Here is a 26,138-nt window from a genome sequence, read left to right as displayed (position 1 = left end):
GATCACAGCGTATGACGAGGTCCATGCGATCTCATCGATGCTGTGCCCTCGCGAAAAAGTCTCCGCTATCAGCTTCAGTTCTGGAGTCAAAAAGCAAAGGAGATCGCACAATGAACTCAAAAGAAGAGTCGAGCACGTTGTGTGGCCTGATGACGGCCCGGAAGCTAAAACGGCTATGCGGTCTATCGCTGGTGTCGGCCGCGATTTTCATCGGACTTTGCCAGGCGGGTCTGGCGCAGAAGACGCCGGAAGCGCCGAACTCGGCCCCTGCTTCCACCTTGACCGGCGACGCAGTCACGCTTTTTCAGAACGTCCGCGTCTTCGACGGGAAGAACGCTGCGTTGTCCGATCCGGCGAATGTGCTGATCCGGGGCAACCAGATCGAAAGAATTTCCCGCGCGCCTATTGCGGTGGATCGCAGCGCGACCACCAGCATCATCGACGGCGGCGGCAGGACGCTGATGCCGGGCCTGATCGACGCGCATTGGCACGCGATGCTGATACGGGCGACCCCGGCGCAGGCGTTCGGTGACGTCGGCTACAACAATCTCTTGGCTGGCGACGAAGCGACCGACACCCTCATGCGCGGCTTCACCACCGTTCGCGACGTTGGCGGACCAGCGTTCGGTCTCAAGCAAGCCATCGACGAGGGCATCGTCAAGGGTCCGCGCATCTATCCGTCCGGCGCCATGATCACGATCACCAGCGGGCATGGGGATTTCCGCAAGCTCACCGATCTGCCCCGCACGATCGGCGGCATGCTCACCCGCATGGAGCTGATCGGCGGCGCTGTGATTGCGGACAGCCCTGACGAGGTCCGCGTGCGCACCCGCGAACAACTCATGCAGGGCGCCTCCCAGGTCAAATTGACGGCGGGCGGCGGCGTGTCGTCACCTTTCAGTCCGATCGACGTGACCACCTTCACCGGCCCCGAACTGCGCGCCGCAGTTGAAGCGGCCGAGAATTGGGGCACCTATGTCGCCGCGCACGCCTTTACGCCGGCCGCGATCCAGGGGGCTGTTGCGGCTGGCGTGAAATGTATCGAACATGCCACGCTGATGGACGAAGCAACCGCCAAGCTGCTTGCCGAGAAAGGAATCTGGGTGAGCATGCAGCCGCTCCCCGACGCCTTGAGGCTGGGCTTTCCGGTGGGGTCGGTCCAACGGGCCAAGGCGGATGAGATCTGGCCCGGCATAGCGAGGTCTTACGAACTGGCAAAGAAGTACAAACTCAAGACGGCGTGGGGCACCGACGTGCTGTTCTCCCGCGCGCTGGCGCAGCAACAGGGCGCCATTCTGGCCTCGCTTGTGCGCTGGTACACGCCGGCCGAAGCGTTGATCATGGCGACGTCAACAAATGCCGAACTGCTGGCGCTGTCCGGAAAACGCAATCCCTATCCGGGCAAGCTCGGCGTGGTGGAGCAAGGCGCGTTTGCCGACCTGCTGCTGGTCGACGGCAATCCGCTGGACAATATCAGCCTCGTCGCCGATCCCAAGAATTTCACGATCATCATGAAGGACGGCGTCATCTACAAAAACGCACTGGCGAAATAGAGACCAAGTAAGCATCAAAGCGAGGGCCGATTGAGTTCACATCGCGGATTGCTGTCCAGAATCCTCGGCTGGTTGATTGCTGGACTCTGGTTTCTTTGCCGCGTCGTGCTCATCGCGTGGGCTGCGCTTGCCATCTATTTTTCAAACCTGCCATGGACCGAGCTGCGCCTTGCACTGGCGGTTGCCTTTGCGGTGTTTGCGATCTGGGCCCTCTGGTTCTCGCGTCCGCGGCGCATGCCGGCGGTCTTCGGCGTGCTGTTTCTCGGCGTGGCCGCGTGGTGGATATCGATTCCGCCCTCACACGACCGCCCATGGCGGCCGGAAGTGGCAGTTATGCCGCGGGCATTCATCGACGGCGACCGCGTGCGTATCACCGGGGTGCGCAATTTCGACTACCGCAGCCGGAATGATTTCACGGAGCGCTGGGAGGAGCGCGAAGTGTGGCTGTCGCACCTGACCGCCCTCAATTTCTACGTGGCCTACTTCCACGAAGGGCCGGTCGGGCATACGTTCGTGAGCTTCATCTTCGACAATGCACCGCCGCTGAGTATCTCCATCGAGACGCGGCCGGAGGTCGGCGAAGGCTTTGCGCCCGTCGCGTCCCTGTTCAAGCAATTCGAGCTGATCTATGTGGTGGGCGAGGAGCGCGACCTCGTCGGCGTGCGCACCAACCATCGCGGCGAGCCCGTCTATCTCTATCGCCTCAACACCTCCGCCGACGATGCGCGCCGGCTGTTTATGATTTACCTGACGCGGATCAACGAACTCGCCGACCGGCCAGAGTTCTATCATCTGCTCACCAACAGCTGCACGATCAACATCGTGCGTTACGCGAATGCGGCCGGACGCGCCGGCCGGTTCGACATCCGTCATCTTTTGAACGGTCTGATCGACAGCTACCTCTACCACTCGGGCCGGGTGGATACGACGCTGCCGTTCGACGAACTGCGGCGGCGCTCCCTGATCAACGAGGCCGCCCGCGCCGCCGGTGACGCACTCGATTTCCCGCAGCGCATTCGCGCGGCCCTGCCGACGGTATCTCGCTGACACGTCCACGGCTTTGCGAGCGCGCGGGATCACTGAGCCGCAATCCAGATTGCAAATCAGACGCCGCCAAACTTGGACGGATCGTCGTAGGAAACCGGCTCGTCGTGGTCCCTCCGAAAACCACCCGGAGCGGCGTCGTCGCGGTAGACCCGTCCACCACGCGGAGTGACGTAGGCGGGCGCAACAGACTGACCGGAACGCGCGATGTCATGCCGCGATTTGGCGCGATGCGTTTTTGCGGCAGCGGTGCCGGCCACACAGAGAGCGATCAAGAGACATAATGCCAGGCTGGTGCGCATTGCATTTTCTCCGGTCGGCTTACCCCCGTCCTTTACGTGGTTCCCGCGCGTCTACGATGGGATGGTGACAACCACTTTCCCCTTGGCACGTCCGCTTTCGACGTAGCCGAGAGCGTCGGCAATCTGCGCAAATGGATACGTTTTATCGACGATGATCTTCAGCTTCCCCTGTTCGATGAGTCCGGAAAGCAGCGAAAGATCGGCGCCGCTTGGATGCATGAACAGATAACGATAGTGGACGCGCGCACGCCGGGCCCGGGCCCGGATGCTGTAGCTCAACAGCCAGAAGATGGCGGCAAGAGTCCGGCGCCCGCCAAGATCCCTGATCGCGGTTTGCGGCTCGGGCAAAGCGGCGACGGAAACGATTGTCGTTCCCGGCTTCATGACCTTGAACATCTGGTCCAGGGTCTGGCCGCCGATCAGATCGAACCCCGCATCAAACCTTTCTTTGACGCTGGAGATGTCCTGTGACGTATAGTCGATGACCTCGTCACAGCCGAGCGAGCGCACGAGCGATTCACCTCGTTTCGATGCTGTCGTTGTTACATTCGTACCGAGCCATTTTGCGATCTGAATCGCAAAGGTGCCGACCCCTCCGGCCCCGCCCGAGATGAACACTTTCTGTCCCGGTTTGACGTGGAGTTCGTCCCTTAGCGCCTGCAGAGCGGTCAGCCCCGCGAGGGGGACAGCCGCGGCGGATGTGAAATCCAAATTCCGGGGCATATGCGCAGCGTGATCCTCATCGACGCAAGCCTGCTCAGCAAATGCGCCGGCACTGTCCTTCGCAACCCGGGCAAACACACGATCGCCCACGCGGAACCGCGTGACCTGGCTGCCAACGGCAATCACTTCGCCCGCAAGTTCGTTGCCGAGCACGAGCGGAAGCCTTGAGCGCAGGATGACCCGCAGCATTCCTTGCCGGATCTTGAAATCCACCGGATTCAGGCCCGCAACGCGCACCGCAATGAGAATATCGCGCGGCCCCGGCGTGGGCGCCGGGACATCCATCAACAGCGAGCCTTCAGGACCGCCGTATTTTTTCAGAACGTATGCGCGCATGTGTCTCCATCCTGAAAGGAATGTGCCATATCGCTGTGGGACAGCGAAGCTCCATCATAGAAGGCCGATACAGGCCCTCGCCGAGGCTGCTTCCAGCCTCGGCGAATTTATGATCACGCCGACTTCCGGCTTACTCCGCGGCTTGCGCCGTTTCCAGCGCGGGATAATCGACATAACCCACGGCGCTGCCGCCATAGAACGTCGCGCGATTGTACGGATTGAGCGCGGCGCCAAGTTTCAGGCGGTGCGGCAGATCCGGATTGGCGATGAAGTGCCGCCCGAAGGCAACGGCGTCGCCCTGACCGGCACGGATCGCCGCATCGGCGGACGGGCCGATGAAGCCGCCGGCGAGAATCAATGTGCCCGGCCAGAACGGACGAAGATCACTGATCGCAAGCGGTGCGCCGACTTCGCCGGCATCGGTGTTGCGGGATTCGATCAGATGCACATATGCGATGTTGAGTGTCGCAAGCCGGGCCAAGACGTGGCTGTAGAGTCCGATCGGGTCCGCTTCGCCCGCATCGTTGACCACGCCGAAAGGCGACAACCGGACGCCGACGCGATCTGCGCCCCAGATCTCGACCAGCGCCGTCATCACTTCCATCAGCAGACGGGTACGATTTTCGACCGAACCGCCGTACGCATCTGTGCGCTGATTGGTCTTGCTGTGAAGAAACTGCTCGATCAGATAACCGTTGGCGCCGTGCAGTTCGACACCGTCGAAGCCGGCGGCCAGCGCGTTGCGCGCGCCTTCACGATAAGCCTCAATGATCGCCGGAATTTCTCCGGTGTCGAGCGCCCGCGGCGTCTCGAACGGCACCATCTCGAATGACGGCGTGAAGGCCTTGCCTGCCGGCGCAATCGCCGATGGCGCGACGGGCTGCACGCCGCCGGGCTGGAAGCTTGGATGGGAAATGCGGCCGGTGTGCCAGAGTTGCAGGAAGATGATGCCGCCCTTGGCGTGAACCGCGTCGGTGATCTTCTTCCATCCCGCGATCTGTTCGGCGGAATGGACACCCGGCGTTGCCGGATAGCCCTGCCCGTAAGGCGTGACCTGTGAGGCTTCCGCAATAATCAATCCGCCGGACGATGCACGCTGCGAATAGTACTCGACGGCAAGATCTGTCGGCGTATTGCCGGTGGAGCGCATGCGCGTGAGCGGCGCCATCACGACGCGATGCGCGAGTGTGTAGCGGCCAAGCTTGAGCGGGGCGAACAGGTGCGCGGAACTCATGGATTATCCCTCGGGTTGAGAACGGGTAGAAGCCGCCTGGCATCCGCCGTTTTGGTTTAATTTTGAAACCGGATGACAACATGATGCAAATGGTTTAAGTTTGCAACCGGTATTTAGATTGGGCCGCCCGGCGGGCCGCAGACAAGGAATGCAGTGAAAGGCAAACGCACCAGCCTTGACGGCACAGCCTGCGCCATTGCGCGGTCGCTCGGCGTGATCGGCGACTGGTGGTCGCTCCTGATCATCCGCGATGCGCTGGCTGGAAAGCGGCGCTTCGGTGAGTTTCAGAAAAGCCTCGGGACGGCGAAAAACATCCTGTCTGCCCGGCTGCAAAAACTTGTCGAGCACGGAATCCTTGCCACCGCTCCGGCGTCGGACGGCACCGCCTACAAGGAATATGTCCTCACCCGGAAGGGAAAGAAGCTTTACGTCGTCCTGATTGCGCTGTGGCAATGGGGCGAGGAATTCTGCTTCGCGCCGGGCGAACTCACCCATGACATGGTCGACAAGGATACGCAGAAGCCGTTTCTCCCGCTCGAACTCAAGGCGCGGGATGGCCGCGTGATCGGACCGGCGGATATGCGGGCCTTGCCGCGCCCGGCTCCGAAGCAGCAGCGCAGGGCTTCATCAAGCTGAGTGACGGATGCGACAATCTACTGCTTCTGAAGTTTTGTGATCGTCTTCATTCCACCGGTGTCCGTCACTGAATACGTGACCTTGTCACCTGCATGCACGGCATCCAGCGACGCGCGATCCTGCGCCTTGAACTCTTCCGCGGCGCCGCCGGTATTCGCTCCGACGGTCCCGCTTTGCTCCTGTTGAATCGCGATCGTGCCCTTGGTCCGGTCGATTTTCGTCACCAGTCCGGTGAGACCTTGCTGGGCCCAAGCTGCCGCGCTGATCGTGGCGAGGATAACCGTCCCAGCCACAGCGATGTTTGCGAGTTTCATGGCGGTCTCCGGTTTTGGGGTATGCCGGACAAACCCTGGTAGCCCGATTGGTTCCTCGGAAAGACAATGCACCTGCACTCGACGTGGAGATTTCGGCGATGCGTTTCCGCGGCCATTCATCGCTGAGAGCTGCGCCCGCTGAGGAGCGGGCGCCTCACCGGATAGCCTTGCCGTCCGGCGGCGCTATCCGCCCTGCTTCCGACCTACGTCCGCGTCGGCCAGTGCCGCTCGCGGAACCAGGCGCGATAGTCCGACGACATCTTCGCGCGCTGCGCCTGCGGCGCATGCCGCTTGCACGTCGAAGCCTCATCGGTGTTGTCCCGCGCCGCCCACCGCAGTTCGGCGCAGTCGTTCGGATTGTAGGCCATCTCGAAATCCGTCATCCGGTCGAGGACGTCCTTCAACGACAGCGTCCATGGCGAACCGTCGCTGCGGGTATAGGTGATTTTTCGCGAGGCGAGTTCGGAGGCGAGCACGCCCTGCAACTCGCCTTTCACGGACTCGATGCTCTTGCCGGCCGGCACCGCGTAACGCGCCGCCCGCCGCGCGAAGCGATCCGGAAATCCGCGCACCACATCGATCGCAATCAGCAGACGGAAATCGCGCGCCGGCGTGGAGTAGTCCTCCCAGGCTCCCGTGGTCTGGAAGATCGAGGGGCCGTTCGGCATCGCGATCTCGCCGGGTTTCTTCTCCTGATACTTTCGTCCGTTTTCCACCGAGGTGACGCGCGTCTTCACCTGCTCGTGGAGGCTTGCGATGGCGTCCGACATCGCCTTCACGGGATCGAGCGGATCGGGCGACATCACGTCATCCATGCGATCGTAAAAGTCCTCGACCTTCATCTGCGACGGATCGAGTGAGAAATCTCCGTAGTTCGGATTTTTGGCGATCTCGGCATTGGCCAGCCGCCGCAACGGGCCGTTCCTGTCGCGCACGATCGGCCGGAAGCGTTTGAAGCCCGAACTGCCGAGCGCAGGATCGTGGACGAACAGAAAATTGCCGCGCCAGAACCGCTTTCGGGTGATCGATCCATCAGGCTCGGCGTCGACCGCGAGGAAGACGCCGGGCTTGCCATCCACCTCCGGCTCACGATGCACCAGCATCAGCACATGCCCGTAGGGGTCGGCGTAGACCGTACCCGGCCGCAGCGCGTGCTCCGTCAGCGCCACGGTGTAGAAGTCGGTATTGTCGTCGGCACCTGCCACACGCACCGCGCCGGTGTGAACGACGTCGCCGACATCCTTGAGATATTCGCCGAACGTCGCCGGGCGCTTCGGCGCCGGCGGCGTGACAGGCAGTGGCACCGGCATTTCGACGGGCTGTGCTCCGGCGAACAAACTCCGAGGTGCCGGCGCGGCCGGTGTCGCTGGCGCAGCCGATGCGCTGTCCGGTTCGGGCGGCGGCGGCGGACGCGTCACCTCGGGATGCTCGATGTCGAACCACTGATAGCACTTGGGCGGCTTGCCGCCGGTGCCGCGCGAGCAGTTCGAATAGCCGAACGGCAGACCCATCTTGTAAGCGAAATAAGCGCGCAGGAAATAGACGAAGTCGGCGCAGTCGGGGCGAAGGCCAGAGCGCGCATTGTCCTCGCCGCGGCCGAGATGATTGAACAGGAAGTTGCGCGACCGGTCGTGCAGCACTTCATGCCACACCTTCCAGGACAGATCCTGGTCCGGCGGTGCGTCGAACAGTTTTTCGATCCAGGCAGCGAACAGTGTTTCCGTGGTGCTGTTCCAGCCGCCGCGCACCTGCCAGAAGCTCGCCGCCGTCACCGGCACAGGCGCAGGTTTCTTTGCGCTCACGGCGATGTCGCGCGTGATGGTGCGGCATTCCGCCGGGCCATCGTTCAGCGCCAGCGTCGCGTGCCAGGTGCCCGCAGCCGGTGCGGCAATCTCGGCGAGCCAGAAATATGGCGAGCCGCCGTGCCGGTCGGATGCCTTCGCCGCCACGCGTCCATCAGGCGCGGTCAGCGAGAACACGCCCTTGAGCGGCTTCTCGGTGACGACCATGACCCGCAGCGGTGCGCCCGTCCAGGGCGCAAGCGGCGAAGGCAGAACCGTCAAATCGGCGGAGTCCTTGCAGATGCCGGCTGGCGCCTGGGCCTGCGATTCCATTGTTGAAAGGAGCAAGGAGAAACCGGCGATCAGCAACCATGCCGTCGCGGCAACAGTAAACCGACATGCGAGACGCATTGGAGTTGACCCCGCTGAACGCCCCCGTACTGCATTCCCCCGAGGGCGAATGAGAGGATACGAATAAGCGGGGCATGAGTCAGCCGATTTGTCGGCTATTTTGCGATGGTTCCCCCGCGTTCTCGACTGATCGCGAGGGCAACATCGTCAGTCGGGCACGCCAGGTCCGACACTCACATCAGTCAACTGACCGATTCCATTTTGCCGCGCACCAGTTCCGGTTCACTGATTGGTGCTGCCGCAGGCACGTCGTTCGTCTTGCGGCTCCATAAGATCATGAGCGCGCAGACAACATAGAAGCAGGCGCCGAGGGCATATGTCCTGGCGATGCCAAATTCGATCGACAGGGCCATACCCAGCACCGACGCGAACATCGATGTGATCCCGTTGGCGCTCCAGAAGAAAGGAAGCAGCTCGGAGTGACGCCGCCAGATGCTGAGTCCGAGCGGGAACATCATTCCCATACAGAACGCCGGAGGCGCCAGCAGCAGCACCGACAGCAGAATGCGCGTCTCGGTTGCTTCGGATCGCGCCCACGTGGTGAGCCACGGGGTCAACAGCCCCGCGACGACGAGCGTTGTCAGCAGGGCAACAATCCGCACGGCAACCGACACCGGCCGGGGAGCCTGCGCGCCGACCGTGGCGCTGCCGATCCCGCCGAAAAGAAGAATCGTGAAGAGCACGACGCTCAGTCCATAGACAGGATGTCCGAGGAAAACCATCAGCCGCTGCATCTGGGAGATTTCGATCAGCATGAAACCCATGCCGATCGCACAGAAGTACACCACCGGCGGCGCCAGTTCCGAAAACGGCATCTTCCGCGCGAGAGGGACGAGAGGACCGACGACATAGTACGCGCAGGCGCACAGCGTCAGGACGATCAGCAGCAGCGTCGTGCGGATCGCGGCATTGTTGTTCGCGATAGCCGTCGCGGGTTTGGCGGCAAAATCGCCGAAGCGGGCTGTAAAGAAGAAGAACGGATTATCGTCCGTCGAAGGCGTGATGTTTTCCGGCAGCGACGCAAAGTAAGCGGCGTCGGCCGTGCCGGACATCAGCTTCGACGCAACGGCGTCGAACGTGACATCGGGACCCAGCAGGATCTTGAAGCCCTGCGCGGCAAGCCTCTCGCGCGCGCCCTGCCACTGCGCATCGGTCAGCGCATCTGGCCGGGTAATCACAGTGACGATGTTATCGACATTCAGCGCGATCACATGGCGCGACAGCTCGGCTGCGGGCACGCCTTTGCGCTGGAGCGCGCTCGATGCGATGGCCAGCAGGCGATAGAACTCGGCGCGGTGCGTGTTCGGATCGTACCATCGCGACACCGACAACATCCCGCCGGGATTCAAAGCCCGATAGAAATCATCCCATGCCTCAACGGTATAGAGGCGGTTTTCCGTGAGCGTCAGGCCGCCGGCAGCCGTCGCGGCCCAGGTGTCGATCAGCGAAATCTGGACGAGGTCGTATCGATCGGAAGAATGGTTGATGTAGCTGCGGGCTTCGGCGTTGACCAGCGACACACCTTGCTGGCGATCAAGATGGCCGGAGAAATCCGCGAATTTATCGGTCAGGACTTCAAATATCGCGGGATTGATCTCGATGCCGGAGACGCGCTTTGCGCCGAAATAGAGTCCGGACAGGATATCACGGCCGCCGCCGACGCCAACGACAGCCACGCTGGCCTGCGGCTGCACCAGATAGGCGGCGTTGATGACGTCGTCCTTGAGGTAGGACAGCTTGCTGATATCGCCGTCGAACCGGGTGATGACCGTGCCGGCGTCGGCATCGATATCCAGACGCTTCTGCTCAATCCTGGTTGTCTGCGTATGCGCAAAACCCCAGCCGAACGGGGCCGATTCGCCAAGCTCAGTGACGCGCACCCGCGAGTAAGTGTTCCAGCGCTCAAACAGCGTGCCCATCTGCTCGACCCCCTTGGCCCAGACGACGCCAAGATGACCTTTGCCGGAAACGCTAAACCCGGTGTGCGCAGTCGCTGCGACCGCGAGCACAAGCGCAACAGCGCCGCTCAGGCGCAGGGTGCGCAGGTCACCGCTGTTCCGCACCACCATCCAGCCCGCGCCGGCTGCGAAAGCGCCGATCCACAGTGTGGCGCTCACAGGATCGACAACGAGCAGGACGAAGATAACCCCGAGGCAACCCAGCGCCGCGCCCAACAGGTCGGCCGCATAAAGCCATCCACCGCCATAGGGCAAACGCGTCAGCAACAGCGTGATGCACACGCCGCTTTCGGTAAACGGAAGAACGAACGTCAGCGTCGCAATGGCCAGAACGACCGGCACATAGTCCACAGGCGTGACGAGCGGCAGGCACAGGAAGACGATCATGGTGCCGACGCCGGTGATGGCGAACCACGAGGCGTGGCGCGCGAATTCCACGCCAACCCGCTCGGGCGCATAGCGCTCCGGCTTGCCGTAGACCTCCATCGCGCCGCGCGTCAGCCCAAACATGGCTAATGAAATCGCAGCAAATGCGAAGTGATAGTACAGCATGACGCTGAAGAAGCGGGTGATCAGGATCTGGTAGGACAGGGTGGCAGAGGCCAATACAAAAATTGCGAAATAATAACGGCTCGGGATCCTGGAAATTGCTTGCAAGGCACTGCCCCTCAATAACGTTTTCAACCCATATGAACGGCAAACCCGCTCGCGATCAGGCTGAATGAAACCCCCTAACATCCCGCTAAATCTTCTTCTCCGTTTGTAACCGATCCGATCCATTTGATGATGAGCGAACCCGCGTGCGCGGATGCTTTCGCTGACATGTTCCCGCGGACGTCAAATGCACACTATATTCACCACAAATCCCCAGCTAGAATGATGCCCTTTCGTTGATGCCAGACTTTAAGGCTGTCCCTTGATCCGTCTTTACATTCGCGTTCTTGAATTGCTCGGCAAGGAATCCCGGCTCGGCTGGTTTCTCGCTGCTGCCAACCTGGCACTCGCTGTGGCGCAGTTCGCCGAACCGGTGCTGTTCGGCCGCATCATCGATGTGCTGTCCGGCAAGCCGAGTCCGGACACGCTGTTCGGCGCGATCACGTCACCATGGCCGCTGCTCGGCGCATGGGTGGCATTCGGACTGTTTACGATCGTCTGCAGCGCGTTCGTCGCCTTGCAGGCGGATCGCCTCGCACACCGGCAGCGGCAGGCGGTTCTCACCGGATATTTCGAACACATCATGCAACTGCCGCTCACCTTCCACACCGGCACGCATTCCGGCCGTCTGATGAAGGTGATGCTTCAGGGCACCGACGCGTTGTGGCGGCTGTGGCTGAGTTTCTTCCGCGAGCATTTCGCGTCGATCGTCTCGCTGGTCGTGCTGCTGCCGCTGTCGTTGTACATCAACTGGCGGCTTGCGATCCTGCTGTTCGTCCTGTGCGTCGTTTTCACCATCCTGACCACGCTCGTGGTGCGCAAGACTTACGGCCTGCAGATGGAGGTCGAGGAGCATTACGGCGATCTCGCTGCTCGTGCCTCGGACGCCCTCGGCAACGTGGCGCTGGTGCAGAGCTTCGTGCGTGTCGAAGCCGAGGTGCAGGGCCTGCGCGGCGTCGCCGACAAGCTGCTGTCGGCACAGTTGCCCGTGTTGTCATGGTGGGCGCTGGTGGCGGTGATGACCCGCGCATCCACCACGATCACGATTCTGGCGATCTTCGTGGTCGGCATCATTCTGAACAGTCAGGGACAGGCGAGCGTCGGCGAAATCGTGATGTTCGTGAGTTTCGCCACCATGCTGATCCAGAAGCTCGAACAGGTCGTCAGCTTCATCAACAATGTCTTCATGGAAGCGCCTCGCTTACGCGAATTCTTCGACGTGCTCGACGCGGTGCCGGCAGTGCGCGACCGGCCCGACGCCATCGATCCCGGCCGCCTCACCGGCCTCGTGGAATTCAACGACGTCTCGTTCTCCTATGACGGCAAGCGTCCCGCCGTCGAGGACGTCTCGTTCACCGCGCTGCCGGGACAGACCTTCGCGCTGGTCGGCGAAACCGGCGCCGGCAAATCCACCGCGATTGCACTCCTGCATCGCGCGTTCGATCCGCAGTCGGGCGTCATCAAGGTCGATGGGATGGACATTCGCGGCATGACGCTCGCGGCGCTGCGCCGGAATATCGGCGTGGTGTTCCAGGAAGCGCTGCTGTTCAACCGCTCGATCGCCGAGAATCTGCGGGTCGGCAAGCCCGACGCGACTGATGAGGAACTGCGCGCTGCGGCCGAGGGCGCGCAGGCGCTCGACTTCATCGAACGCAGCGACCTGAAATTCGAAACCAATGCCGGTGAGCGCGGCCGCATGCTCTCCGGCGGCGAACGTCAGCGCCTCTCGATCGCCCGCGCGCTGCTGAAAAATCCGCCAATCCTGATCCTGGACGAGGCGACCAGCGCCCTCGATGCGGTCACCGAAGCCAAGGTCAACGCTGCTCTCGATACCGTGATGAAAGGCCGCACCACATTCGTGATCGCCCACCGGCTCTCGACCATCCGCAATGCGACGCGAATTCTGGTGTTCGACAAGGGCAGGGTGATCGAAAGCGGAACGTTCGATGAACTGGTGGCCAGCGGCGGTTATTTCGCCAGGCTCGCAAGGGCGCAGTTCATGGTTCAGGAAGGTGCTCACCCGGAACCGGCGGTGCGACCGACCGCAGTTTCGCGGACATAAAGTTGTGGTGCATCACCGGTCTTGTCCCGGTGATCCCGATAAATTGAGCACAGTGCCCCGTCCGCCGGGACGGCCGGAACAAGTCCGGCCATGACAGAACAACGTGTGGGCATTGTCGAATTTTGGCCCATTTCATGCTTGATTGAGCCTCAAAGCCCCTGTTCGGACGGGTGCGCTACGGTATAAGTATTGTGCGCATCTGATTTGGCGATTTCGATTGCTCTCAACCCGCATGCAACACGCCGAGGAGACCATGGTTTCATTCGCCGCAGGCGTGCTCTTGAACATCGGAATCCGGTAGTGGCGTTGCTCCCTGCCCTGTTCCGGCTGCTCCCGCTGCGAGCGTCTGCGCTCGTTGCAGCGATGCTGATCGTGGTCATCGCGCCGCGCATCGCGCAGGCCGAAGCGCTGCTGCTCATCGAAGCCGACACCGGCAAGGTGCTTCAGGCAGAGAACGCGACCTATCCGTGGTATCCCGCGTCCGTCACCAAGATCATGACGGCCTATGTCGCGCTCAAGGCGGTCAAGGACGGCCGCATGACGCTCGACACGCTGCTGACCGTGTCACCGACGGCGGCTGCGCAAGCGCCCTCGAAAATGGGCTTCCGGCCCGGCACGCAGGTCACGCTCGATAACGCGCTCAAGATGATGATGGTGAAGTCGGCCAACGACATTGCCGTTGTCATCGCCGAAGGCGTCGGCGGATCGATCGACGGCTTCTCCGCCGAAATGAACAAGACCGCGCAGCGGCTCGGCATGACGCAGACAAGCTACGTCAATCCGAACGGCCTGCCGGCGGAAGGACAGATCACTTCGGCTCGCGACCTCGGCATTCTGGCGCGCGCGATCATCCGCGATCTGCCCGAGTACGAATATTTCATGCACATTCCGGCCATCAAGTTCGGCCGCCGCGTGACCGCGAATTTCAACAAGCTGATCGGCCGTTATCCCGGCGCCGACGGCATGAAGACCGGCTTCATCTGCGCCTCGGGCTTCAACCTTGTCGCCACCGCGACACGCAACAACAGGCGGCTGATCGCCGTCGTGCTCGGCGCACAGTCATCCGCGCAGCGTGCGGCGAAAGCAGCGCAACTGCTCGAACGCGGCTTCGGCGGCAACAAGCTGTCGTGGCTGAAGCCCTCGCTCGGCACCGTCGATGCGCTGGCTCCGATCGACGCCTCGCCGCCGAACCTGCGCGACGAGATGTGCGGACCGAAGCGCAAGCGGCCGGGCGCCGAGAACGAAGAAGACGATCCGGACATCGTGGCTGACAACAACAGCAGCAATAACGAAGCCGGTGTGTCGATGTTCACGGCCGGGCTTCAGCCCCCGACCATGAGGGTGTCGGACATGCTGGCGATGCCTGCTGCCGCCGCAACACCGGTCATCGTCTATACCGGCCCGGCCCGCACCGGCGCGGCCATCCTGGAAGCCGATGCCGCCGAGGCCGCCAACCAGGCAGCGTCCGTGGGGAAGCGGAAGAAGGGCGCCAAGGCGGCGAAGCTTGCCGCCAAACCGGATGCCGAGGCCGCCAGGAAGGACGCAAAACCCGCCGCGAAGCCTGACGCCAAACCGGCGGCAGCGGCCCCAAAGCCGAAAGCTGCCGCAGTGACGCCTGCCGCCAAGCCCGCCGCCGCGCCGAAGGCTGACAAGAAGCCCGATGCAGCCGCCAAACCTGCTGCGGCCAAACCTGCAACTGCCAAGCCCGCCGCCAACTCGGCAGCCAAACCTGCCGCCGCCAAGCCGGCGGCCAAGCCTGCCGCCCAGCAGAAGCCCGACACCGCGCCTCGCGGCTAACTCGCTCATCCGGCTAGGATTGTGCTTTGCGAAATCCGCATGCGTGAGCGGCCGGACGCCCGCGTTTAGAGCCTCTCAAGTGCGTCGTTACCACGCACAGGCTTGCTATGGCCTGCGGCTTCGCTCAATACTTATTTCAATACTTGAGAACACAGCCCGAGCACCCCGCCACAAGACGGGGGCCATCAGGAAACATCTGAGGGGAGTCATCATGGAACGTATCTGGCTCAAGCAATATCCGGCCGGCGTACCCGCCGACATCGACGTTAATCAGTATCCGTCGCTGGTGGAACTGCTGGAAGAGAGCTTCAAGAAATTCGCCGACCGCAAGTCCTTCATCTGCATGGACAAGTCGATCACCTATCGCGACCTCGACGAAATGTCGGCGGCGATGGGCGCCTATCTGCAAAGCAGGGGCCTGAAAAAGGGTGCGCGCGTCGCCATCATGATGCCGAACGTGCTGCAGAACCCGGTCGCATCGGCGGCCATCCTGCGCGCCGGCTTCACCGTGGTGAACGTCAATCCGCTCTACACGCCGCGCGAACTCGAGCATCAGCTCAAGGACTCCGGCGCTGAAGCGATCCTGCTGCTGGAAAATTTCGCCACCACCCTGGAGAAGGTGCTGCCGAACACCAGCGTCAAGCATGTCATCATCGGCTCGATGGGCGACCTGCTCGGCTTCAAGGGCGTGATCGTCAACTTCGTCGTGCGCAACGTGAAGAAGATGGTCCCGGCCTATTCGATCCCGAGCGCAGTGTCGTTCAACGATGCGCTCGCCGCCGGCCGCAAGCTGAAGCTCGCCAAGCCGGCGCTGACCGGCGACGATGTCGCGTTCCTGCAATACACCGGCGGCACCACCGGCGTGTCCAAGGGCGCGACGCTGCTCCACCGCAACATTCTCGCCAACGTGCTGCAGAACGATGCATGGCTGCAACCTGCATTGAAGAAGCCGCCGCATGTCGATCAGCTCTTCATCGTCTGTGCGCTGCCGCTCTATCACATCTTCGCGCTGACCGCGTGCTTCCTGCTCGCGGTGCGCGCCGGCGGCGTGAACCTCCTGATCCCGAACCCTCGCGACATGGCGGGCTTCGTCAAGGAACTTTCGAAGTATCAGGTCAACAGCTTCCCGGCGGTGAACACGCTCTACAACGGCCTGCTCAACACGCCGGGCTTCGACAAGCTCGACTTCTCCAAGCTGAAGAGCTGCTTCGGCGGCGGCATGGCGGTGCAGAAGCCGGTGGCCGACAGGTGGACGCAGGTGACCGGCGTCGCGCTGTCCGAAGGCTACGGCCTGTCCGAAACCTCGCCGACGCTGACCTGCAACCCTGCGGACACCGACAAGTTCTCCGGCTCGATCGGCATCCCGGTGCCGTCGACCTGGCTGTCGATCCGCGATGACGACGGCAACGAAGTGCCGCTCGGCCAGCCCGGCGAAATCTGCGCCAAGGGTCCGCAGGTGATGGCGGGTTACTGGAACCGGCCGGAAGAAACCGCGAAGGTGATGACCGCCGACGGCTACTTCCGCACCGGCGATATCGGCATCATGTCGCCGGACGGCTACACCAAGATCGTGGACCGCAAGAAGGACATGATCCTGGTCTCGGGCTTCAACGTCTATCCGAACGAGGTCGAGGAAGTGATCGCGAGCCATCCGGGCGTGCTCGAATGCGCGGTGATCGGCGTTCCCGACGCGAAGTCGACCGAAGCTGTGAAGGCCTTCGTGGTGAAGAAGGACCCGAACCTCACCGCGCAGGACGTCATCAAGTTCGCGTCCACCGAACTCACCGGTTACAAGGTGCCCAAGCACGTCGAGTTCAGGACGGAATTGCCGAAGACCAATGTCGGCAAGATCCTGCGCCGCGAACTGCGCGACGAGAAGCCCAAGGCCGCCGCCGCTGCGGCGAGCTGAGGCGGCGATGATCCTTCACCTCTCCCCGCCTGCGGGGAGAGGTCGGATCGTGAAACGATCCGGGTGAGGGGCAGCCCGCATGCGCGGACCGGATCACAAAGCCACCGGTATCGCTCGCAAATTGCGAGGCCTGCAAACAGACGCCGAAACAAAACTATGGCGTCACTTGCGGAACCGGCAGATCTCCGGCGCCAAGTTCGTTCGTCAGGAGCCCGTCGATCGGTACGTTTGCGATTTCGTCTGCCGCGAACTGAAATTAATCGTAGAAGCGGACGGCGGCCAGCACCTCGAATCCGGCACAGACGCGGTACGAGATCGTAATCTTTCTGAAATCGGCTATCCCGTGTTGCGGTTCTGGAACAACGATATTCTTCAAAACATTGAAGGTGTCGTGCAGACGATCGAATCCGCTATTCAAGATGCCCCTCACCCCAACCCTCTCCCCGCAAGCGGGGAGAGGGAGTAAACGAGAACGATGACCGATATTCTTCCTTCCCCTTCCGACATCCTCACGTTCTGGCGCGACGCCGGATACGATCGCTGGTACGGCAAGGACGACGCGTTCGACCAGCAAATCCGCGACCGTTTCATGGGCGTGTGGGAAGCGGCCTGCGACGGCAAGCTGGACGCGTGGCAGGACTCCGACGACGGCGCGCTGGCGCTTGCGATCGTGCTCGACCAGTTTCCCCGGAACATGTTCCGCAATGATCCGCGCGCATTCTTAACCGACCCGCTCGCCCGCGCAGTTGCCGCACGCGCCATCGCGGAAGGCCGTGACTTGCGCACCGAGAAAGACCTGCGTGCTTTTATCTATCTGCCGTTCGAGCATTCCGAGAACATGGCCGATCAGGAGCGCAGCATCACCCTGTTCGCGCCGCTCGGTGAGGACAGCCTGAAATGGGCGGTGCTGCACGCCGACATCATCCGCAAGTTCGGCCGCTTCCCTCATCGCAATGCCGTACTGGGACGAGCCACGACGCCGGAGGAGGCGGCTTTTCTGGCTGAGGATGGATTCAAGGGATAGGACCAGCCTTGTGCAAATCGACTCCCAATTGTCATGGCCGGGCCTGTCCCGGCCATCGATGACCGAAGCGCCGTGCTCACCTGATCGAGATCACCGGGACAAGCCCGGTGATGACAGCTTGGAATATCATCTCGCTTCTCCATCCTCGCGGGGCGAGGTCACAACCACCAAATCTTAACGAATCCTTGCTAAGGCGCATTCTGCCGCCGCTTGGCGGAAGAGGATGGAATGCCGTGGCGGTGGTGGAAGCTGAAAACGCATCGGAAGCAACGCCTGCAGGCCTGATCGCGCGGCTGCGCGATGTGCTCACCGGCACCTCCGAAGCCTCACTGACCAAGCGGCTCGCGGGCACCGTGTTCCTCATTCGCGTGCTGAGCGCGGGCCTCGCCTATTTCTCGCAGGTGCTGCTGGCGCGCTGGATGGGCGGCTCCGACTACGGCATCTATGTCTATGTCTGGACCTGGGTGCTGCTGCTGGGCAGCGTGCTGGACTTCGGCATCGCCGTGTCCGCACAAAAAATCATTCCCGAATATCGTGCCGGCGGACAGCTTTCGTTGCTGCGCGGCTTTCTGTCGGGCAGCCGCTGGATGACGCTGGCCGCGTCGACCACCGTCGCGCTGATGCTCGCGGGTCTGGTGACAATCCTGTCGCCGTCGATCGATGCGAAGACCGTGCTCCCGCTTTACATCGGCTGTCTCGTCCTGCCCGCGTTCGTCGTCGCCAACACCCAGGACGGCCTCGCGCGTTCCCATGACTGGATGCGCCTGGGCCTGATGCCGCAGTTCATCATACGGCAGACGCTGATTATCGGATTCACCGCAGGCGCGGTGGCGCTCGGCATGAATCTCGGCGCGACCGATGCAATGATCGCCAGCGCAGCCGCGGTATGGATCGCGATGATCGGCCAGTTGATTGTTCTCAACCGCCGCCTCAAGACCAGCGTCGAACCCGGACCGAAGACCTACGATGTGCGGAGCTGGCTGAAGGTGTCGCTGCCGATCATGATGGTCGAGGGCTTCTACCTGCTCCTGTCGTACACCGACGTGCTGGTGCTGCAGCAGTTCCGGTCATCGGAAGAAGTCGGCGTCTACTTCGCCGTGGTGAAGACGCTCGCGCTGGTGTCGTTCATTCACTACGCGATGTCGGCGACGACCGCTCACCGTTTCAGCGAATATCACGCCTCCGGCGACAAGGAGCGCCTGTCGGCCTATATCGCGCACGCGATCAAGTGGACATTCTGGCCTTCGGTCGCGGCGACCGCCGTGCTGCTGGCGCTGGGGAAGCCGCTGCTCTGGCTGTTCGGGCCGCAGTTCACCGCCGGTTATGGCATCATGTTCGTCGCCGCGATCGGCCTGATCGTGCGCTCCGCCATCGGCCCGGTGGAACGGCTGCTCAACATGCTCGGTCACCAGAACATGTGCGCGCTGGCTTACGCGCTGGCGTTCCTGGTCAACCTCGTGCTGTGCGTGCTGCTGGTGCCGCGCTTCGGCGGTTACGGCGCTGCCGCCGCAACCTCCATCGCGCTGGTGTTCGAGACGATCCTGCTGTTCTGGATCACCCGCACGCGGCTGGGCTTCCACGTTTTCGCGTTCGGGAAGAAGACGCTCTCAACATAACCGTCATTCCGGGACGCGCTCTTCGCGCGGGCCCGGAATCTCGATCAGTCTGACATCAGAACTTATAGCATCTGGATTCCGGGCTCGCTCGCTATGCTCGCGCCCCGGAATGACGGCGATAATTACGCCGCCGTCCAGCCGCCGTCGATGGACAGGTTCGCGCCGGTGATCTGTGCCGCGTCGTCGCCGCAGAGGAACAGCGCCAGCGCTGCGACCTGCTCGACAGTGACGAATTCCTTTGTCGGCTGCGCATCGAGCATCACGTCGTTGATGACCTGCTCCTTGGTCATGCCCCGCGCCTTCATGGTGTCGGGAATCTGTTTCTCCACCAGCGGCGTCCAGACATAGCCCGGCGAGATGCAGTTCGCGGTAATCTTGTGGGTCGCAAGCTCCAGCGCCACGGTCTTGGTCAGGCCGGCGATGCCGTGCTTGGCCGACACGTAAGCCGACTTGAACGGCGACGCGACCAGCGAATGCGCAGAGGCGGTGTTGATGATGCGGCCCCAGCCGCGCTTCTTCATGCCGGGCACCGCGGCGCGAATGCTGTGAAACGCCGACGACAGGTTGATCGCGATGATCATGTTCCACTTGTCGATCGGGAATTCCTCGATCGGCGAGACGAACTGGACGCCAGCATTGTTCACGAGGATGTCGACCGAACCGTAGGTCTTCTCACCGAGCGCAATCATCTCGGCGATTTCCTCGGGCTTGGTCATGTCGGCGGGCGAATGCACCGCCTTGACGCCAAAATCCTTCTCGATGGCCGAGCGCTCTTTCTCGATGTCGGCCGGCGCGCCGAAGCCGTTGATCACGATATTCGCGCCCGCGCCCGCGAAGGCCCGCGCATAGGCGAGACCAATGCCGCTGGTCGAACCCGTCACCACTGCCGTCTTGCCGGAAAGAGTACCCATTCTTCGCTCCTGTTTACTTCTTGATATACTGCAACCCGCTTTCGCACAGGTCATACATCACCATGGTTTCATCGGATTGCGGCCGCTCCAGCCACTCCGGATGGTTCATCGAAGCGTAGACATCGCGCTCACCCGCTGCCCAGTGCTCGACCATCCCGATCCGCGAGAAATCGTAATCCTTCGACGAGGCTTCATGGGTCTTGCTGCGATAGATCAGGTGAACCACCGTGATGGTATTTTCTTTCGCTGCTTCGTTGAGCTGCGCAACCAGCGGATCGCCCTTGAAGCTCTCCGGCAACTTGGCGATCAGTTCACGCACCGCCTTCTTGGCGTCGTGAATCCTTTTGGCCTTGTCGGTGTTCAAGCGGGTGCGGCTGGAATAGCGGATGTCTTTTTCGCGCTCGGCCGCATCGATCAAGCCCTGCGGCAGCGGCCCGCGCGCGCTGAACAGATCGACCTGGAAGATCAGGAGATCCGTTTTGGTTTCAGCATCGAGCACATAGTCCAGCGGCGTGTTGGATGCGACGCCGCCGTCCCAGTAATGCTCGCCCTCGATCTCGATGGAGGGAAAACCGGGCGGCAGCGCGCCGGAGGCCATGATGTGCTCCGGACCGATTTTCTTGCCCAGCTTCTTGAACTCGACATTGTCGAAATAACGGAAGTTGCCGCTGGTGACGCTGACCGCGCCGACGCTGAGCCTTGTTTTCAGATCGTTGATACGGTCGAAATCCACCAGCCGCTCCAGCGTCGCGCGTAGCGGTGTGGTGTCGTAATAGCTCTGCGATTGCGGGCTGCCCGGCGGCCAGACCGGGGCCGGCGGAAAGCGCGGCGTGAAAAAGCCCGGCACGCCGAATGTCGCGATCAGCGCGGCGCTGGTCTCGTTGAAGACCGAGCGCGCCTGGTCACTCTGCACCAGCGGAGCCCATGGCATCGGCGAACCCGACGACACCATTTCCCAGAACTCCTTGAGCTTGCCGACCCGCTTTTCCCGCTCATTGCCGGCGATGATCGCCGCATTGATCGCGCCGATCGAAATGCCTGCGATCCAGTTCGGCTCAAAATCATGATGGCAGAGCGCCTGATAGGCGCCGGCCTGATAGGAGCCGAGTGCACCACCACCTTGCAGCACCAGCACGCGCTCCGCCTCTGCGGGGATCGATACGGCGGTCTCTCTATGGGGGGAAAGCTGATCCATGGCCATCACTCACCTAGCGTCCCGTATCCGAGGTTCGTTTCGGTATGCATCACTCTCCGAGCGAACCCCGGATATGTTGCAGCACGGTGGCCCCAGTTCGCAGCCGCGTCAATTGGCGAAAATTGCGGTTATGTCACAGAAGGTTTATCTGGAATCCGGCGCAGCCAGGATCAGGGTCCAAAACACCTTGTATTTGGTATTCGGAACGTAGGTCGCCGCGATGCCCATTTTTGTGACACCGCTGGCCAGCATATTGGCCTTGTGGGGCGGCGAGTCCCGCCAGCCAGAGAAGGCTTCCGCGAGGGTGTGATAGCCCGCCGAAACGTTCTCGACCGCCTTGGTGGCGTCGAAACCGGAAGCCTTGATGCGCTTGTCCAGCGGACCGGCGACGTTGTGGTCGAGCTTGTTGCGGCTGCCCATCGCCTGGGACTGGGCTTCCGCCGCCTTCATCAGCAGGGGATCGACCTGGACCGCACCGAGGCCGTTGTTCTGCCGATAGCCGGAGATCATCGAGGCCGCGACATTCGGGTCGAGCTTCGCGCCGGCATTGGCCATGCTGAGATAGAACGCCGGCTGCTCGGTGGACGGTTCGCCGCCCGTTCCGCAGCCGCTCAGGATCGTCAGCGCCAGAATGGCCCCCGCCACGCGTATCATATGCTTCCCCAACCAATGGTCGGCATTTGTTGCACACCAACCGTGGCTGAAAGGTGAACGCGGCGTTGACTAGGGGGAACCTGCCATTCCGGCGACAGTCCCAACCGTCATTGCGGGCGAAGCGAAGCAATCCATTCCTGGGAAAGCTGGATTGCTTCGTCGCTTGCGCTCCTCGCAACGGCGGAAAAGAGCGATCAGGACGCGGCGGGGAACAGCCGGTAGCGCCGAGGCTGAAGGCTGACCACGTCGCCGGGCTTGAGATCGCGGTCGCGCGGCGCATCGATCTCGATCAGGGTCTCGGTCGCGCCGTTGTGCAGCACCACGTCGGCGCGCTGGGTCGGGCCGAACGCCCGCACATGCTTGACGTCGCCCTCGAAGATGCCGCTGCCGTTCGGTACGATCGAGACGTCATGGCGACGGATGAACAGGTTCGACGGACCCGACGCGGCGTCGCGCGGCTCGAGGTTCAGAACCTTGTCGCCGAGCCGGACCTTGCCGTCGGCCACCTGCACCGGCAGCACGATGGATTCGCCGATGAAGCCGTGAACGAAGGCGGTGGCCGGATTGTCGTAAACGTCGCCGGGCGTGCCGATCTGTTCAATCTTGCCCTTGTCCATCACCACCACGCGGTTGGCGACTTCCAGCGCTTCTTCCTGATCGTGGGTGACGAAGATGGAGGTGACATGAATCTCGTCGTGAAGCTGGCGCAACCAGCGCCGCAGCTCCTTTCGCACCTTGGCGTCCAGCGCGCCGAACGGTTCGTCCAGCAGCAGGATGCGCGGCTCGATGGCGAGCGCACGCGCCAGCGCGATGCGCTGGCGCTGACCGCCGGACAACTGGCTCGGATAGCGGTCCGCCAGCCAGTCGAGCTGCACCAGATCGAGCAGCTCCTTCACACGTTTCCTGATGTGCGCCTCGTCCTTGCGGATCGATCGCGGCTGCACGCGAAGACCGAACGCGACGTTCTCGAACACGCTCATGTGGCGGAACAGCGCGTAGTGCTGGAATACGAACCCGACGTGGCGCTCGCCGGCGCCGCGCGACAGCGCATCCTCGCCGTCGAAGATCACCGAGCCTTCATCCGGCCAGTCGAGGCCGGCGATGATCCGCAGCAACGAGGTCTTGCCCGAGCCCGACGGGCCGAGCAGCGCCACCAGCTCGCCGGTCGCCACCTTGAGATCGACGTGATCGAGCGCGGCAAAGGTACCGAACTTTTTCACGATGTTACGGACTTCAATCGTCACTTGCGGTTTGTCCTTCTTCGAGATGGCTTTCGAGGACCGTTTTCACGATCAGCGTGACGAGCGCCAGGAATGCGAGCAGCGAGGCGATCGCGAACGAAGCCACAAACTGGTACTCATTGTACAGGATTTCGACGAGCAGCGGCATGGTGTTGGTCTCGCCGCGGATATGGCCCGAGACCACCGAAACCGCGCCGAATTCGCCCATGGCGCGGGCGTTACAGAGCAAAACGCCGTAGAGGATGCCCCATTTGATGTTGGGGATGGTGACGCGCAGGAAGGTGCGCAGGCCGGACGCGCCGAGCGAAATCGCCGCTTCTTCCTCCTGGGTGCCCTGCTCCTGCATCAGCGGGATCAGTTCGCGCGCCACGAACGGAAACGTCACGAAGGTTGTCGCCAGCGCGATGCCGGGCACCGCGAACAGAATCTGGACGCCATGCTCCATCAGCCAGGTGCCGAAATAGCCCTGCGCACCGAACAGCAGCACGAACACCAGACCCGAGATCACCGGACTGACGGAGAACGGAAGATCGATCAGGGTGACCAGGAACACCTTGCCGGGAAATTCGAACTTCGCGATCGCCCACGCCGCGATCACGCCGAACACGAGATTCAGCCCCACCGAGATGACCGCGACGGTCAGCGTCAGCCTGATGGCGGACAATGCCTCCGGATCGGAGAGCGCGGCGAGATAGGCGCCGATGCCTTTCGAGAACGCTTCGGTGAACACCACGACCAGCGGCAGCACAACGAAGATCGTCAGGAAGCCGACGGCAATGGTGATGAGAAACCAGCGCACCAATGCGGGCTCGGTTCTGACCTGATACGCGGGCGCGATGCGTTGTTTGGTGGCCATGACGCCGCTCAGACCGAGACCGCGACGCCGCGCGTTTGCGCCCAGCGTTGAATGCGGTTGATGGTGAAGATAATCAGGAACGAGACGACCAGCATGATGACAGCAATCGCCGTCGCATCCGCGTAACGAAACTCCGACAGCCGGATCACGATCAGGAGCGGCGCGATTTCCGAGACGTTCGGCAGGTTGCCGGCGATAAAGATGACAGAGCCGTACTCGCCGACGGCCCGCGCGAACGCCAGCGCGAAGCCGGTGAGGATCGCCGGCGTCAGGCTTGGCAGGATCACGCGCCGGATAATGTCCCAGCGCGACGCGCCAAGACTTGCGGCGGCTTCCTCGACCTCGACTTCAAGATCGAGCAGCACCGGCTGGACCGTGCGCACCACAAACGGAAATCCGATAAAGATCATCGCGACGAAAATGCCGATCGGCGTGAAGGCGACTTTAATGCCCCACTCCGCCAGCGGCGCGCCGAGCCAGCCCTTCTGCGCGAACAGCGCCGTCAGCGCCACGCCCGCAACGGCGGTCGGCAGCGCGAACGGAACGTCGACAATGGCGTCGAAGATGCGGCGGCCGGGAAACCGGTAACGCACCAGCACCCAGACGATCACCATGCCCATCACCAGATTGACGATGGCGGCGAGGAACGCGAGGCCGAACGAAATCTTCAGCGCGTTGAGGGTGCGGCGGGCGGTGAGAATGTCCCAGAACTGGAACAGGCTCAATTCCGAGGTCTTCAGGAAGAGGCCCGCGAGCGGAATCAGCACAATGATCGACAGCCACGTCAGCGTCAGCCCCATGGTAAGGCCAAAACCCGGCAATGCCCGTCGTCGTCCTGCTCCTCCGCTCACGATGCCCCCATCACTCCGCGATCAGATCAGTTCTTGTAGATCTGATCGAAAACACCGCCTTCACCGAAGTGCTCCTTTTGCGCCTTGGTCCAGCCGCCGAACACGTCGTCGATGGTGAAAAGTTCAACCTTTGCAAAGGCGTCCGCGTATTTCTCGCCGACCGCTGCGTCGCGCGGGCGATAGAAATTCCGCGCTGCAATTTCCTGGCCTTCCTTGGTGTACCAGTATTTCAGATAGGCTTCAGCGGCGGCGCGGGTGCCCTTCTTGTCGGCGACGGTATCGACCACCGCAATCGGCGGCTCGGCCAGGATCGACAGCGGCGGCGCCACGATCTCGAACTTGTCCTTGCCGAATTCCTTCACCGCGAGGAACGCCTCGTTCTCCCAGGCCAGCAGCACATCGCCGACGCCGCGCTCGACGAACGTCACCGTCGAACCGCGTGCACCGGTATCGAGCACCGGCACGTTCTTGAAGATATCGCCGACGAACTTCTTCGCCTTGTCCTCAGAGCCGTACTTCTTCAGCGCGTAGCCCCAGGCCGCGAGATAATTCCAGCGCGCGCCACCGGAGGTCTTCGGGTTCGGCGTGATAACCTGCACGCCGCTCTTGATCAGATCGTCCCAGTCCTTGATGCCCTTCGGATTACCCTTGCGCACGAGGAACACGATGGTCGAGGTGTACGGCGACGAATTCTGCGGCAGACTCTTCTGCCAATCCTTCTTCAGCAGCCCCTTGCCCGCGATCGCATCGATGTCATAGGCGAGCGCCAGCGTCACCACATCGGCCTGCAAACCGTCGATCACCGAACGCGCCTGCGAGCCCGAGCCGCCATGCGACTGCTTGATCTCGATGCTCTTGCCGGTCTCCTTCTGGTACGCGGCAGCGAACGCCTTGTTGAAATCACCATAGAGCTCGCGCGTGGGATCGTACGACACGTTGAGCAGCGACACATCCGCGGCAAGCGCCGAGCCTGCCCAGACCAGACTTCCGATCACGAGAAGACGGCTAATCACTGAATTGGGGCGAACCATTTCAAACTCCATTCGAACTGACGACATCATCGCCATCAGGGAAGG

At 62.3% G+C, this 26,138-nt stretch carries 22 protein-coding genes; 9 read left to right on the top strand and 13 right to left on the bottom strand.

Translation table 11 applies throughout. From position 1 onward, the window contains the following. Window positions 1-110: 110 nt before the first annotated feature. Both AC1RM7_RS20975 and AC1RM7_RS20970 read left to right on the top strand, forming a co-directional pair. Complete coding sequence (locus AC1RM7_RS20975; RefSeq protein ID WP_024919561.1) at window positions 111-1,553, top strand: metal-dependent hydrolase family protein; 1,443 nt, start codon at window positions 111-113, stop codon at window positions 1,551-1,553. A 48-nt stretch (window positions 1,554-1,601) separates the two neighbouring features. Continuing rightward, window positions 1,602-2,600 (top strand): Lnb N-terminal periplasmic domain-containing protein, encoded by a 999-nt coding sequence (locus tag AC1RM7_RS20970; protein ID WP_244434426.1) that lies wholly within the window; start codon window positions 1,602-1,604, stop codon window positions 2,598-2,600. 56 nt (window positions 2,601-2,656) lie between these two features. Here AC1RM7_RS20970 and AC1RM7_RS20965 read toward each other — a convergent pair whose 3' ends face one another. From AC1RM7_RS20965 to AC1RM7_RS20955, 3 genes are all read right to left on the bottom strand, one after another. Next, window positions 2,657-2,899, bottom strand: a complete 243-nt coding sequence (locus tag AC1RM7_RS20965; protein ID WP_024919563.1) for a hypothetical protein — start codon at window positions 2,897-2,899, stop codon at window positions 2,657-2,659. Between the two features lie 51 nt (window positions 2,900-2,950). Further along, window positions 2,951-3,907, bottom strand: coding sequence for an NADP-dependent oxidoreductase (locus tag AC1RM7_RS20960; protein ID WP_275451132.1), 957 nt, complete (start codon window positions 3,905-3,907; stop codon window positions 2,951-2,953). Between the two features lie 181 nt (window positions 3,908-4,088). Beyond that, complete coding sequence (locus tag AC1RM7_RS20955) at window positions 4,089-5,192, bottom strand: alkene reductase (protein WP_024919565.1); 1,104 nt, start codon at window positions 5,190-5,192, stop codon at window positions 4,089-4,091. A 153-nt stretch (window positions 5,193-5,345) separates the two neighbouring features. On the opposite strand from AC1RM7_RS20955, the gene AC1RM7_RS20950 reads away from it, so the two are divergent. Next, complete coding sequence (locus tag AC1RM7_RS20950; protein ID WP_006022675.1) at window positions 5,346-5,828, top strand: winged helix-turn-helix transcriptional regulator; 483 nt, start codon at window positions 5,346-5,348, stop codon at window positions 5,826-5,828. A gap of 17 nt (window positions 5,829-5,845) precedes the next feature. Here AC1RM7_RS20950 and AC1RM7_RS20945 read toward each other — a convergent pair whose 3' ends face one another. The 3 genes from AC1RM7_RS20945 to AC1RM7_RS20935 all read right to left on the bottom strand — a co-directional run bounded on the left by AC1RM7_RS20945 (window position 5,846) and on the right by AC1RM7_RS20935 (window position 10,898). Then, window positions 5,846-6,142, bottom strand: coding sequence for a copper-binding protein (locus AC1RM7_RS20945; protein ID WP_024919566.1), 297 nt, complete (start codon window positions 6,140-6,142; stop codon window positions 5,846-5,848). A gap of 203 nt (window positions 6,143-6,345) precedes the next feature. Beyond that, window positions 6,346-8,334 carry a hypothetical protein gene (locus tag AC1RM7_RS20940; protein WP_024919567.1) on the bottom strand — a complete coding sequence of 663 codons (1,989 nt, stop codon included), beginning with the start codon at window positions 8,332-8,334 and terminating at the stop codon, window positions 6,346-6,348. 182 nt (window positions 8,335-8,516) lie between these two features. Next, window positions 8,517-10,898 (bottom strand): spermidine synthase family protein, encoded by a 2,382-nt coding sequence (locus tag AC1RM7_RS20935; protein WP_024919568.1) that lies wholly within the window; start codon window positions 10,896-10,898, stop codon window positions 8,517-8,519. 310 nt (window positions 10,899-11,208) lie between these two features. Between AC1RM7_RS20935 and AC1RM7_RS20930 the strand changes: the two genes are divergently transcribed. From AC1RM7_RS20930 to AC1RM7_RS20905, 6 genes are all read left to right on the top strand, one after another. Beyond that, window positions 11,209-13,008, top strand: coding sequence for a glucan ABC transporter ATP-binding protein/ permease (locus tag AC1RM7_RS20930; protein ID WP_024919569.1), 1,800 nt, complete (start codon window positions 11,209-11,211; stop codon window positions 13,006-13,008). A gap of 363 nt (window positions 13,009-13,371) precedes the next feature. After that, on the top strand, window positions 13,372-14,805 hold the full coding sequence (locus tag AC1RM7_RS20925; protein ID WP_244434429.1) for a D-alanyl-D-alanine carboxypeptidase family protein: 1,434 nt from the start codon (window positions 13,372-13,374) through the stop codon (window positions 14,803-14,805). A 211-nt stretch (window positions 14,806-15,016) separates the two neighbouring features. Continuing rightward, complete coding sequence (locus tag AC1RM7_RS20920) at window positions 15,017-16,714, top strand: long-chain fatty acid--CoA ligase (RefSeq protein ID WP_024919571.1); 1,698 nt, start codon at window positions 15,017-15,019, stop codon at window positions 16,712-16,714. 79 nt (window positions 16,715-16,793) lie between these two features. Continuing rightward, complete coding sequence (locus AC1RM7_RS20915) at window positions 16,794-17,180, top strand: endonuclease domain-containing protein (protein ID WP_024919572.1); 387 nt, start codon at window positions 16,794-16,796, stop codon at window positions 17,178-17,180. Between the two features lie 9 nt (window positions 17,181-17,189). Further along, window positions 17,190-17,738, top strand: a complete 549-nt coding sequence (locus tag AC1RM7_RS20910) for a DUF924 family protein (RefSeq protein WP_024919573.1) — start codon at window positions 17,190-17,192, stop codon at window positions 17,736-17,738. A 233-nt stretch (window positions 17,739-17,971) separates the two neighbouring features. Continuing rightward, complete coding sequence (locus AC1RM7_RS20905) at window positions 17,972-19,354, top strand: oligosaccharide flippase family protein (RefSeq protein ID WP_024919574.1); 1,383 nt, start codon at window positions 17,972-17,974, stop codon at window positions 19,352-19,354. Between the two features lie 122 nt (window positions 19,355-19,476). Here the strand turns inward: AC1RM7_RS20905 and AC1RM7_RS20900 are convergent, their stop codons facing one another. The 7 genes from AC1RM7_RS20900 to AC1RM7_RS20870 all read right to left on the bottom strand — a co-directional run bounded on the left by AC1RM7_RS20900 (window position 19,477) and on the right by AC1RM7_RS20870 (window position 26,093). Continuing rightward, window positions 19,477-20,265, bottom strand: coding sequence for a 3-hydroxybutyrate dehydrogenase (locus AC1RM7_RS20900; protein ID WP_024919575.1), 789 nt, complete (start codon window positions 20,263-20,265; stop codon window positions 19,477-19,479). A 13-nt stretch (window positions 20,266-20,278) separates the two neighbouring features. Next, the gene (locus tag AC1RM7_RS20895) at window positions 20,279-21,460 is read right to left on the bottom strand and encodes a DUF3734 domain-containing protein (RefSeq protein WP_024919576.1); all 1,182 of its coding nucleotides are present in this window, start codon (window positions 21,458-21,460) and stop codon (window positions 20,279-20,281) included. Between the two features lie 144 nt (window positions 21,461-21,604). After that, window positions 21,605-22,114, bottom strand: a complete 510-nt coding sequence (locus AC1RM7_RS20890) for a CAP domain-containing protein (protein WP_024919577.1) — start codon at window positions 22,112-22,114, stop codon at window positions 21,605-21,607. A 194-nt stretch (window positions 22,115-22,308) separates the two neighbouring features. Beyond that, window positions 22,309-23,358, bottom strand: coding sequence for a sulfate/molybdate ABC transporter ATP-binding protein (locus AC1RM7_RS20885; RefSeq protein WP_024919578.1), 1,050 nt, complete (start codon window positions 23,356-23,358; stop codon window positions 22,309-22,311). After that, a complete protein-coding gene (cysW, locus tag AC1RM7_RS20880) occupies window positions 23,348-24,211 on the bottom strand; it encodes a sulfate ABC transporter permease subunit CysW (protein WP_024919579.1) in 864 nt (287 codons plus the stop codon). Before cysW ends, AC1RM7_RS20885 begins: the two co-directional genes overlap by 11 nt. Before the next feature lie 8 nt (window positions 24,212-24,219). Beyond that, window positions 24,220-25,062 carry a sulfate ABC transporter permease subunit CysT gene (cysT, locus tag AC1RM7_RS20875; protein ID WP_081758564.1) on the bottom strand — a complete coding sequence of 281 codons (843 nt, stop codon included), beginning with the start codon at window positions 25,060-25,062 and terminating at the stop codon, window positions 24,220-24,222. A 26-nt stretch (window positions 25,063-25,088) separates the two neighbouring features. Then, window positions 25,089-26,093, bottom strand: a complete 1,005-nt coding sequence (locus AC1RM7_RS20870; protein ID WP_051472493.1) for a sulfate ABC transporter substrate-binding protein — start codon at window positions 26,091-26,093, stop codon at window positions 25,089-25,091. Window positions 26,094-26,138: the final 45 nt, after the last annotated feature.

The sequence above is a fragment of the Afipia sp. GW822-FHT03D08 genome, assembly GCF_058801645.1.
The sequence above is the reverse complement of the archived record's forward strand: the minus strand, read 5'-3'. Positions and strand labels throughout refer to the sequence as shown.